At 57.4% G+C, this 9,211-nt stretch carries 12 protein-coding genes; 6 read left to right on the top strand and 6 right to left on the bottom strand.

Annotation, left to right across the window (positions count from 1 at the left end):
* From DOU50_RS02430 to citG, 3 genes are all read left to right on the top strand, one after another.
* Positions 1-779: citrate lyase subunit alpha (locus DOU50_RS02430; protein WP_322742056.1), on the top strand; the 779-nt coding region annotated here is incomplete at its 5' end.
* Entirely contained in the window at positions 776-1,315 is a 540-nt protein-coding gene (gene citX, locus DOU50_RS02435) for a citrate lyase holo-[acyl-carrier protein] synthase (RefSeq protein ID WP_024906547.1), read from the top strand. The genes DOU50_RS02430 and citX, both read left to right, overlap by 4 nt.
* Positions 1,293-2,096, top strand: a complete 804-nt coding sequence (gene citG / locus DOU50_RS02440) for a triphosphoribosyl-dephospho-CoA synthase CitG (RefSeq protein WP_148768711.1) — start codon at positions 1,293-1,295, stop codon at positions 2,094-2,096. Before citX ends, citG begins: the two co-directional genes overlap by 23 nt.
* 79 nt (positions 2,097-2,175) lie before the next feature.
* Here citG and DOU50_RS02445 read toward each other — a convergent pair whose 3' ends face one another.
* From DOU50_RS02445 to mutY, 4 genes are all read right to left on the bottom strand, one after another.
* Positions 2,176-3,432: a nucleoside permease gene (locus DOU50_RS02445; RefSeq protein WP_008499767.1), complete on the bottom strand. Its 1,257-nt coding sequence runs from the start codon at positions 3,430-3,432 to the stop codon at positions 2,176-2,178.
* Positions 3,433-3,650: 218 nt separating this feature from the next.
* Entirely contained in the window at positions 3,651-4,727 is a 1,077-nt protein-coding gene (gene mltC / locus DOU50_RS02450) for a membrane-bound lytic murein transglycosylase MltC (RefSeq protein ID WP_024906549.1), read from the bottom strand.
* A 56-nt stretch (positions 4,728-4,783) separates the two neighbouring features.
* Positions 4,784-5,056, bottom strand: coding sequence for an oxidative damage protection protein (locus DOU50_RS02455; protein WP_023309138.1), 273 nt, complete (start codon positions 5,054-5,056; stop codon positions 4,784-4,786).
* Between the two features lie 26 nt (positions 5,057-5,082).
* Positions 5,083-6,135, bottom strand: coding sequence for an A/G-specific adenine glycosylase (gene mutY / locus DOU50_RS02460; RefSeq protein ID WP_175557797.1), 1,053 nt, complete (start codon positions 6,133-6,135; stop codon positions 5,083-5,085).
* Positions 6,136-6,279: 144 nt separating this feature from the next.
* Here mutY and trmB point away from each other — a divergent pair, with 144 nt between their 5' ends.
* The 3 genes from trmB to DOU50_RS02475 are packed head-to-tail and all read left to right on the top strand — an operon-like array spanning position 6,280 to position 8,098.
* Entirely contained in the window at positions 6,280-6,999 is a 720-nt protein-coding gene (trmB, locus tag DOU50_RS02465; RefSeq protein ID WP_023333355.1) for a tRNA (guanosine(46)-N7)-methyltransferase TrmB, read from the top strand.
* A complete protein-coding gene (locus DOU50_RS02470) occupies positions 6,999-7,325 on the top strand; it encodes a YggL family protein (RefSeq protein ID WP_014885198.1) in 327 nt (108 codons plus the stop codon). Before trmB ends, DOU50_RS02470 begins: the two co-directional genes overlap by 1 nt.
* Positions 7,326-7,381: 56 nt before the next feature.
* Positions 7,382-8,098, top strand: a complete 717-nt coding sequence (locus DOU50_RS02475; protein ID WP_024906551.1) for a DUF2884 domain-containing protein — start codon at positions 7,382-7,384, stop codon at positions 8,096-8,098.
* Between the two features lie 61 nt (positions 8,099-8,159).
* On the opposite strand, the gene DOU50_RS02480 is transcribed toward DOU50_RS02475, so the two are convergent.
* Both DOU50_RS02480 and hemW read right to left on the bottom strand, forming a co-directional pair.
* Positions 8,160-8,522 carry an endonuclease domain-containing protein gene (locus DOU50_RS02480; protein WP_148768712.1) on the bottom strand — a complete coding sequence of 121 codons (363 nt, stop codon included), beginning with the start codon at positions 8,520-8,522 and terminating at the stop codon, positions 8,160-8,162.
* A gap of 63 nt (positions 8,523-8,585) precedes the next feature.
* On the bottom strand, positions 8,586-9,211 hold a 626-nt coding region (hemW, locus tag DOU50_RS02485), incomplete at its 5' end, for a radical SAM family heme chaperone HemW (RefSeq protein ID WP_148768713.1).

Below are 9,211 nucleotides of genomic sequence, written 5' to 3' on the forward strand. Positions count from 1 at the left end.
TCGCCCGCTATGCGGCGGACGTCATTGAACACTCCGGCTACTTCAAACCAGGCTTCTCGATGCAGACCGGCTCCGGCGCGGCGGCCACGGCCTGCACCCGCTTTATGGAAGAGAAGATGGAGCGCAGCGGCGTGAAGGCGCGCTTTGCACTCGGCGGCATCACCGGCAGCCTGGTGGATCTGCACGAGAAGGGGCTCATCGAAAAGCTGCTCGATACCCAGTGCTTTGACGGCCAGGCGGCGGCCTCGCTGGCGCGTAACCCGAACCACGTGGAGATCTCCACCAACGTTTACGCTAACCCAGGCAGCAAGGCGGCAAGCTGCGACCAGCTCGACGTGGTGATCCTCAGCGCGCTGGAAATCGACGTCGAGTTCAACGTCAACGTCATCACCGGATCCGACGGCGTGATGCGCGGCGCGTCCGGCGGGCACTGCGACGTGGCCGCCGCGGTGAACCTGACCATCGTCGTTGCGCCGCTGCTGCGTAGCCGCATTCCGACGGTGGTGAAGCGGGTTACCACGCGCCTCACGCCGGGCGAAAGCATCGACGTGCTGGTTACCGATCACGGCATCGCGGTCAACCCGGCGCGCCCGGAGATCCGCGAGCGGCTGCTGGAAGCCGGGCTAAAGGTTGTGGATATCAACGCGCTGTATGAGCGGGCGATCTCCCTGACCGGCGTCCCGAAACCGATTGAGTTTACCGACAAAATCGTCGGGGTGATCCGCTACCGCGACGGCAGGGTGATCGACACCGTGCGACAGGTGAAGGAGGAAGTATGACTTTAGCGACACCCGTGCGGGCGGGTGTCAGCCTTGACGAACTGCTGGCGGCGAAAGAGCGCCGCGCAGCGCGCCAGGCTGACATGCTTGAGCACTATCAACAACCGGTGATTTCCCTCACGCTGGTCACGCCTGGGGAAATCAAGGACAGCCTGCGCTATCGCAATACCATGGGCGTGGCGCTGCAGATGTGCGACCAGCTCCTGTGGGAGAACCGCTGGCAGGTGCTGGATCGCCAGGTACTATGGCTCCCGACGGGACCTGAAGCCCTCTGGTGCGTGGCCCATCCGGCGGTGGAAATCAAAGCGCACTGTACGGATCTGGAGCAGACGCACCCGCTCGGCAGGCTGTGGGATCTGGACGTGATCTGCCCTCAGCATGGCCACGTCGGGCGTCAGTCGCTGGGGGCGAATCTCAGGCGCTGCCTGATCTGCGACGCGCCCGCCCACGCCTGTTCCCGTTCGCGCAACCACCCCGTTGAGCAGGTGGTTTCCCGCGTGGAGAAGACGATCGATGACTGGTTTGCTCGCGACTAAACCGCGCCCGGCTGACGTGCCCGCGCTTGCCGAAGCGGCGCTGTGGCAGGAGCTGGAGCTGACGCCCAAGCCTGGGCTGGTGGACAGGCTCAACAACGGTTCCCATCGCGATATGGACCACGCGCTGTTCGTCCGCAGCATCGCGGCGATTACGCCGTGGTTTTCGCGCTTTGCCGAGCTGGGCAGCGCGCATGCGGATAAACCCGCTGGCGAACAGCTACGCGTTCTCCGCCCGATGGGGCTGGCCTGCGAGCAGGCGATGTATGCCGCGACGAACGGAGTGAACACGCACAAGGGCGGGATTTTTGCCCTGGGTTTACTGTGCTTCGCCGCCGGTCGTGTGAAAAATATCTCCGCAGACAGCCTCTGCTGTGAGGTGAGTAACATCTGCAGCGGGCTGGTTTCGCGGGAGCTGGCCGCACGCAGCGGGCAGGCGACGGCTGGCGAGCGGCAGTTCCAGCAGTACGGCTTAACCGGCGCGCGCGGTGAGGCGGAGAGCGGCTTTGCGACGGTGCGTAAGGCGCTGGCGCAGTGGAACGGACATTCACTTCACGGCCTGCTGTTACGCCTGATGGCCGTCAATCAGGACAGTAATCTGGTATCTCGCGGCGGCATGGAAGGGCTGCGCTACGTTCAGGGCTACGCGCGGGAACTGCTGGCTAACGGCTGGGACCGCGAGGCGTTGCTTAGGATGGATAACGCATTGATTGAACGCAATCTGAGCCCGGGCGGCAGCGCGGATTTGCTGTCGGTAGGGTGGGTACTGTCTGGAATAAAATAGCCGGGTGGCGGCTTCGCCTTACCCGGCCTACGGTCTGGTTTTGTAGGCCCGGCAAGCGCAGCGCCACCGGGCACAACAATCAATGCGCGATTGGCTGCGCACCGTGTGGTTCACGTACGTGCTTGTACTTGAACAGCGCGATGAACGCGAAGAACAGCACCAGCGAGTACGCCGCGAAGATCAGCCATACAGGCTGCCAGTTGGTGATACCGTTGGTGGTGTACATCTCCACCACTTTACCGCTCACCACGCCGCCCAGAATACAGCCGAAGCCGTTGGTCATCATCAGGAACATACCCTGCGCGCTGGCGCGGATTTCAGGCTTCACCTCTTTTTCCACAAACACCGAACCGGAGATGTTGAAGAAGTCGAAGGCGCAGCCGTAAACAATCATCGACAGCACCAGCAGCACGGTGCCGAACGGGCTTGGGTCGCCGTAGGCGAACAGACCGAAGCGCAACATCCATGCCGCGATACTGATCAGCATGACGTTCTTGATGCCGTAGCGGCTCAGGAAGAACGGGATGGTCAGGATGAACAGCGTCTCAGAGATCTGAGAGATGGACATCATCACCGACGCATGTTCAACGATAAAGCTGCCGGAGAACAACGGATTGTTATCGAAGCTGTGCAGGAAGGTGTTGCCAAACATGTTGGTGATCTGCAGCTCCGCGCCCAGCAGCATGGAGAAGATGAAGAAAATCGCCATGCGTTTGTTTTTGAACAGCGCGAAGGCGTCCAGGCCGAGCATGGTGCTCCAGCTCTGGTTTTTCTGCTGGTTAGACACCGGAATGGTTGGCAGCGTCAGGGTGAAGATCGCCAGCAGCACGGAGAGCGCTGCACCGATATAGAGCTGCATATGGCTCAGTTCGAAGCCCGCGAAGCTCACGCCCCACATCGCCATGATAAAGCCGATGGTGCCCCAGATACGGATTGGCGGGAAATCGGTCACGATATCCATATCCGCGGATTTCAGGCGGTAGTAGGATATGGTGTTGATCAGCCCAAGCGTTGGCATATAGGCCAGCGAGTTAAGCAGGATCACCATGAACATTGCCCCCGGCGTGGTCACCTGGGCTGCCATAAACAGCGTCCCCGCGCCCACCAGATGGCAAAGCATGTACAGCCATTTGGCGCTTAGCCATTTATCCGCCACGATCCCCAGCAGCGTTGGCATGAAGACCGCCGCAATACCGAGCGAGCTGTATACGGCACCGATTGACGCACCATCGAACTTGAGCGTCACAAACATATAGGAGCCGAGTGTAGTCAGCCAGCTACCCCACAGGCAGAACTGCAGAAACGACAATATTTTAAGCTGCAGCTTAAGGTTCATGTTACTTTCCTCACAAGTGAGCGGGAGATATGTTGTTATAGGAACATTCAGGGTTGTTATTTGATGCAATTCTATCAGTTGGCAACGATATGTTTTGTTACCTCCCGCAAAAAAATGCAATCCACATTAATTTGCAGTTTGGATTGTGATGCAAATAACATTTTCGTATGGGTGGGGGGAAGCAGAACACCTTCTCCTTGCAGGAGAAGGTGTGCCGATCACCGACGACGATAGTTTTTCTGCGCCGTATTCACCTTATACAGGTACCGGCGGGATTCCGCAGAAGGGTGGCGGGTGGTGAGGGTGGAGTAAACATCCCCCGGCGCCATGCTGTTGATGATGTTCGCGGCCTGCACTTTGTCATTCGAGAAGACGCGCAGCACGCTGCCCGCGCCGCCGTTATAGGCGGTGATCACCGCATAGCGGCGCGACGTTGGGTTATCAATTCCGCCCAGATACACATTGTTCAGCATCGCCAGATAGGCGGTACCGGTATCAATGTTGCTCTGCGGGTCGAACAGATAGCTGCGGCTCGGCGTGCCGGATTTCCCCTGCGCGCGGAAGACGTCTTTCCCGGCGCTGTGCTGCACCACCTGCATCAGCCCCAGGGCGTCGGAACGGCTTACCGCATACGGGTTAAACGACGATTCGGTCTGCATAATCGCCAGGATCAGCGACTCATCCACGCCGTACTTACGTGAGGCCTGACGCACCATCCCAATGTACTTATGCGCACGCTTGTCGAGGTGGTTCGGGACAAGGTTGATGGTGACGCTGTAGATGATCTTCAGACCGTTAGAGCGGCTTTTCAGGCGCGTCTGCAGCAGGTAGTCGGCAAATTTCGTGGCGCGGCCTTCCCAGCGGATCGGCTGACCGGTCTGATCGACGACCTGGCCGTACAGGAACGGCTCTTTCGAGATCGTAATATCGTCGGCATCGGAGTAGAGATCGATAGATCCCGGATCGTCACCCATCAGCAGGGTTTTGATAATGGCCTGACGTAAGCGCGCTGCAGGGTCAGTGCCTGCAATGGTCTCAATCGTGATCGTACCCTCATCAAAGTTGATGTGGCTACGGGTCAAATAGGCGTCGGTGTACTTAACGTAGTCCTTGGGTCCGGCAATAAGAACTTCGTTAAATCCCCATATGTTCTCGATGTTGTGGGCAAACTGCCCCATCAAAATGTCAAAACCGTTGGTGTCCTTGATCCAGGCTTCGTTGTAATCTTCGCCTTTTTTTGACGAACACGAAACAAGCAACGGCGCAACAAGGGCTAGCGCTAAAAGTTTTTTCATCATTCCGGGAGTGCGTGTTGTGTTTGCTTTAACGGCGGGGTTTCCCCCGCACGCTGTTATTTTTCCGGTGGCGTATAGCCTTCGATGTGCACGTCTTTACCTTCGAACAGGAAGCTCACCATCTCCTGCTCCAGCAGCTTGCGGTGTTCCGGGTTCATCATGCTGAGTTTCTTCTCGTTGATCAGCATGGTCTGCTTTTTCTGCCACTGTCCCCAGGCTTCTTTGGAGATTTCATTGTAGATGCGTTTACCCAGATCGCCCGGATAAAGCTGGAAATCCTGGCCCTCAGCGTCACGCTGCAGGAAAGTACAAAAAATCGTTCTGGCCATACACATTCCTCTTTTTCTTGTCGATGCTAAACCATTGCACCGGCACGTAATTGCTGTAACAGGCGCTCCACGGGAGCCGCCAGTCCGACTGATGGCGGTTGCGCTAAGTTATACCAGAGAGCGGTGCCTTCATCCATGCACGAGGCAAATGACGACACGGGAAGCCACATGGGTACAATATCCAGGTGGAAATGGCTGAAGGTATGGCGAAACGCGGTCAACTGCGTCAGGTTATCGGCAGCAATCCCGCGCTTTTTAAGCCATTCACGCAGCAAGTCTTCATCTTCAAACTGTGGGAAGCAGTATAGACCACCCCACAGGCCGCTCGGCGGACGCTGGGCCAGGAAGACCTCGTCGCCGTGCTGCATCAGCAGCATATAGCCTGTGCGCTCCGGCAGCGTCTGTTTGGGTTTCTTACCCGGATACTGCGCCCAGGAATGGTTGGCATACGCCACGCAGAGAGTATTCACCGGGCAGAGTTCGCATTTTGGTTTTGAGCGCGTGCAGACCATGGCGCCGAGATCCATCATCGCCTGGTTGAAACGCTCGACGCCGTTGGCCGGGGTGACCGCTTCACTAATTTCCCAAAGACGTTTTTCAACGTCCTTCTTCCCCGGCCAGCCGTCGACGGCATAGCAGCGTGCCAGCACGCGCTTTACGTTGCCGTCGAGGATCGGGAAATGCTTGCCTAACGACAGGGAAAGAATCGCACCTGCGGTTGAGCGTCCGACGCCGGGGAGATCGGCCACCTCGTCGAAGGTTTCCGGGAATTTCCCGTTGTGGCGCGTCGCGACCTGCTGTGCGGCCTTGTGAAGGTTACGCGCGCGGGCGTAATAGCCAAGACCGGTCCACAGGTGCAGGACCTCGTCCAGCGGGGCGTTGGCCAGATCGGTCACCGTCGGGAAGCGCGCCATAAAACGCTCGAAGTAAGGGATCACCGTGGCGACCTGCGTTTGTTGCAACATCACCTCGGAGAGCCATACTTTGTAAGGCGTTTTTTCAATTTGCCAGGGCAGGGTTTTACGCCCGTATTTGTCGTACCAGTCCAGCACCTGGGCTGAAAATTGAGAGGCTTGCATGGTCATCGATTCGCATAATCAGGGACGCAGATTGCAGCACAGCGTCAATCTGCTGTAAACCGGATCTTTCCCATGCTTGCATAGAAGCCTTAACTTTGGATAATGCCCGTTTCCCGAACATTCTCACAAGCAGACAACTCTTTTATGAAAAACGACGTCATTTCACCGGAATTTGATGAAAACGGTCGCCCGCTGCGCCGTATTCGCAGCTTTGTCCGTCGTCAGGGCCGCCTGACAAAAGGTCAGCAACACGCGCTGGACAACTACTGGCCGGTGATGGGCGTTGAGTTCAGCGAGCAGCCTCTGGACTTTACTGAACTGTTCGGCCGCGAAGCACCCGTCACGCTGGAGATCGGTTTTGGTATGGGCACCTCGCTGGTGACCATGGCGAAAGCCCGCCCGGAGCAGAACTTCCTCGGTATTGAAGTCCACTCCCCGGGCGTGGGTGCATGCCTGGCAACGGCCCATGAAGAGGGCGTTGAGAACCTGCGCGTGATGTGTCACGACGCGGTGGAAGTGCTGCACAAAATGATTCCTGACAATTCTTTAACCATGGTTCAGCTCTTTTTCCCTGACCCGTGGCACAAAGCACGTCATAATAAACGCCGTATCGTTCAGGCGCCGTTTGCCGAGCTGGTGAAAAGCAAGCTGAAGCTGGGCGGTGTCTTCCATATGGCGACCGACTGGGAACCGTATGCGGAACATATGCTGGAAGTGATGTCGTCGCTGGACGGTTACAAAAACCAGTCTGCGAGCAACGACTATGTACCGCGTCCGGAATCGCGTCCGGTAACGAAATTTGAACAGCGTGGCCATCGTCTTGGTCACGGTGTATGGGACTTAATGTTCGAGAGGGTGAAATAATGGCAAAGAATCGTAGCCGTCGTCTGCGTAAAAAGATGCACATCGAAGAATTCCAGGAAGTGGGCTTCTCCGTTGCGTGGCGTTTCCCGGAAGGCACCAGTGTAGAACAGATCGATCAGGACGTGGATGCGTTCATCAACGACGTGATTGAGCCAAACAAGCTGGCCTTCGACGGTAGCGGCTACCTGGCATGGGAAGGTCTGATCTGCACCCAGGAAGTGGGTAAATGCACCGAAGAACATCAGGCGCTGGTGCGTAAATGGCTTGAGGACCACAAGCTGGAAGATGTCCGCGTCAGCGAACTTTTCGACGTTTGGTGGGACTAATAAAGAAGTCAGGGGCCAGCATTAGCTGGCCCATTTTGTCTGAGGGAGTGTTTAAGATGCGCAAAACGTTGCTGGCTGTTGCTTTGATGGCAACTGGATTCACCGCCCATGCGGATTATCAGTGTAGCGTCACCCCGCGTGATGACGTGGTGTTAAGCCCGCAAACCGTGCAGGTCAAAGGCGAGAACGGCAATCTGGTGATTACGCCGCAGGGGAACGTCACCTTTAACGGCAAGCAGTACAACCTGACTGCCGCACAGCGTGAGCAGGCGAAAGACTATCAGGCCGATTTGCGTACCGCGCTGCCGTGGATTAATGAAGGTGCCCTGACGCGCGTCGAAAAGAGCCGCGTGGCGCTGGATAAGATCATCACTAAAGAGGTGGGGGAGAGCAGCAATATGCGCACCCGCCTGACGAAGCTTGATAAGCAGCTTAAAGAACAGATGAACCGGATTATCGAGACGCGTTCCGACGGCCTGACTTTCCACTACAAGGCGATTGATCAGGTCCGTGCCGACGGGCAGCAGCTGGTGAACCAGGCGATGGGCGGCATCCTGCAGGACAGCATCAACGAGATGGGCGCCAAAGCGGTGCTGAAAGGCGGCGGTAACCCGCTGCAGGGCGTGCTGGGCAGTCTGGGCGGCCTGCAAACCTCTATTCAGAACGAGTGGAAGAACCAGGAAGATGATTTCCAGCAGTTCGGCAAAGACGTGTGTAAACGCGTGGTGTCGCTGGAAGATAGCCGGAAGGCGCTGGTGGGGACGCTGAAGTAAGGTCCCCTCACCCTAACCCTCTCCCCAAAGGGGCGAGGGGATGGTTTGCTCCCTCTCCCTTTCAGGGAGAGGGCCGGGGTGAGGGTTGCAGCATTTGCAATGTTTCAAGGATCTTTTCCAGCACAGCCTCTTCGTTATTCCAGAGTTCGTTGTTCCAGAATCGTATAACGTGCCAGCCCTTTTGGTTTAACCACAACGTCCTTTGACGATCGTATTCCTGATTTTCATCATGCTGTCCGCCATCCAGCTCAACTGCCAGACGTGCTTCGCAGCAGGCGAAATCGAGTATGTAATTTCCTGCCGGATGCTGTCGGCGAAATTTATAATTTTCGAAACGGCGGCTGCGCAGTAGATACCAATGTCGCCTTTCTTCCGTTGTCAGCTCGCGTCTGAGCTGTTTTGCATATGAACGAGTAATTTCCATCCCCGCACTCTGCCAGCCTTTCCCTCAGCCGGCAGAACGGGATGCAAAATCCTGAATCAGCCTTCAGGATTCTTCGGCGAGGAACAGCTCAAGAAGGGAGTTTAAGAACAGTTTGCCGTGCTCGGTGATCTGCCAGTATTCATCACACTCGGTGAGATACCCCTGGGCCAGCGCCTCGTCGATTTGCGGGCGAATCACCGACTCCGGCAGCCCGGTGTAACGTGTAAATTCCGCGCGCGGCGCGGCCTCCAGTAGGCGGAAGCGGTTCATAAAGAACTCAAACGGCTTATCCGCCGCCTCGACGTCGTGCTGACGCTCCAGGTAGCGGCCTTCCATATACCCGCGCGGGTGGCGGGTTTTTGCGGTACGCAGAATGCGCCCGTCCGGGAAGGTCACCTTGCCGTGCGCGCCGCAGCCAATCCCTAGATAGTCGCCAAAGCGCCAGTAGTTCAGGTTGTGCTGACACTGATAGCCCGGCTTCGCGTACGCGGACGTTTCATACTGCTGATAGCCCGCAGCGGTTAACAACTGGTGACCCTGCTCAAAGATATCCCACAGCGCGTCGTCGTCCGGCAGCACCGGCGGGCGGGAACCGAACAGCGTGTTTGGCTCGATGGTGAGCTGGTACCACGACAGGTGCGGCGGGTTCAGTTCGATCGCCTGGCGCAGGTCATCCAGCGCCTCTTCCA

Source organism: Enterobacter sp. C6 (genome assembly GCF_008122455.1).
GTDB classification, from domain to species: domain Bacteria; phylum Pseudomonadota; class Gammaproteobacteria; order Enterobacterales; family Enterobacteriaceae; genus Enterobacter; species Enterobacter pseudoroggenkampii.

Excerpts from the sequence above, each read along its gene's own strand:
- DOU50_RS02470 (WP_014885198.1), top strand. The coding sequence starts at position 6,999 with ATGGCAAAGAATCGTAGCCGTCGTCTGCGTAAAAAGATGCACATCGAA.
- citG (WP_148768711.1), top strand. The coding sequence starts at position 1,293 with ATGACTGGTTTGCTCGCGACTAAACCGCGCCCGGCTGACGTGCCCGCG.
- DOU50_RS02475 (WP_024906551.1), top strand. The coding sequence starts at position 7,382 with ATGCGCAAAACGTTGCTGGCTGTTGCTTTGATGGCAACTGGATTCACC.
- citX (WP_024906547.1), top strand. The coding sequence starts at position 776 with ATGACTTTAGCGACACCCGTGCGGGCGGGTGTCAGCCTTGACGAACTG.
- DOU50_RS02445 (WP_008499767.1), bottom strand. The coding sequence starts at position 3,432 with ATGAACCTTAAGCTGCAGCTTAAAATATTGTCGTTTCTGCAGTTCTGC.
- DOU50_RS02455 (WP_023309138.1), bottom strand. The coding sequence starts at position 5,056 with ATGGCCAGAACGATTTTTTGTACTTTCCTGCAGCGTGACGCTGAGGGC.
- DOU50_RS02480 (WP_148768712.1), bottom strand. The coding sequence starts at position 8,522 with ATGGAAATTACTCGTTCATATGCAAAACAGCTCAGACGCGAGCTGACA.
- mltC (WP_024906549.1), bottom strand. The coding sequence starts at position 4,727 with ATGAAAAAACTTTTAGCGCTAGCCCTTGTTGCGCCGTTGCTTGTTTCG.
- mutY (WP_175557797.1), bottom strand. The coding sequence starts at position 6,135 with ATGCAAGCCTCTCAATTTTCAGCCCAGGTGCTGGACTGGTACGACAAA.
- trmB (WP_023333355.1), top strand. The coding sequence starts at position 6,280 with ATGAAAAACGACGTCATTTCACCGGAATTTGATGAAAACGGTCGCCCG.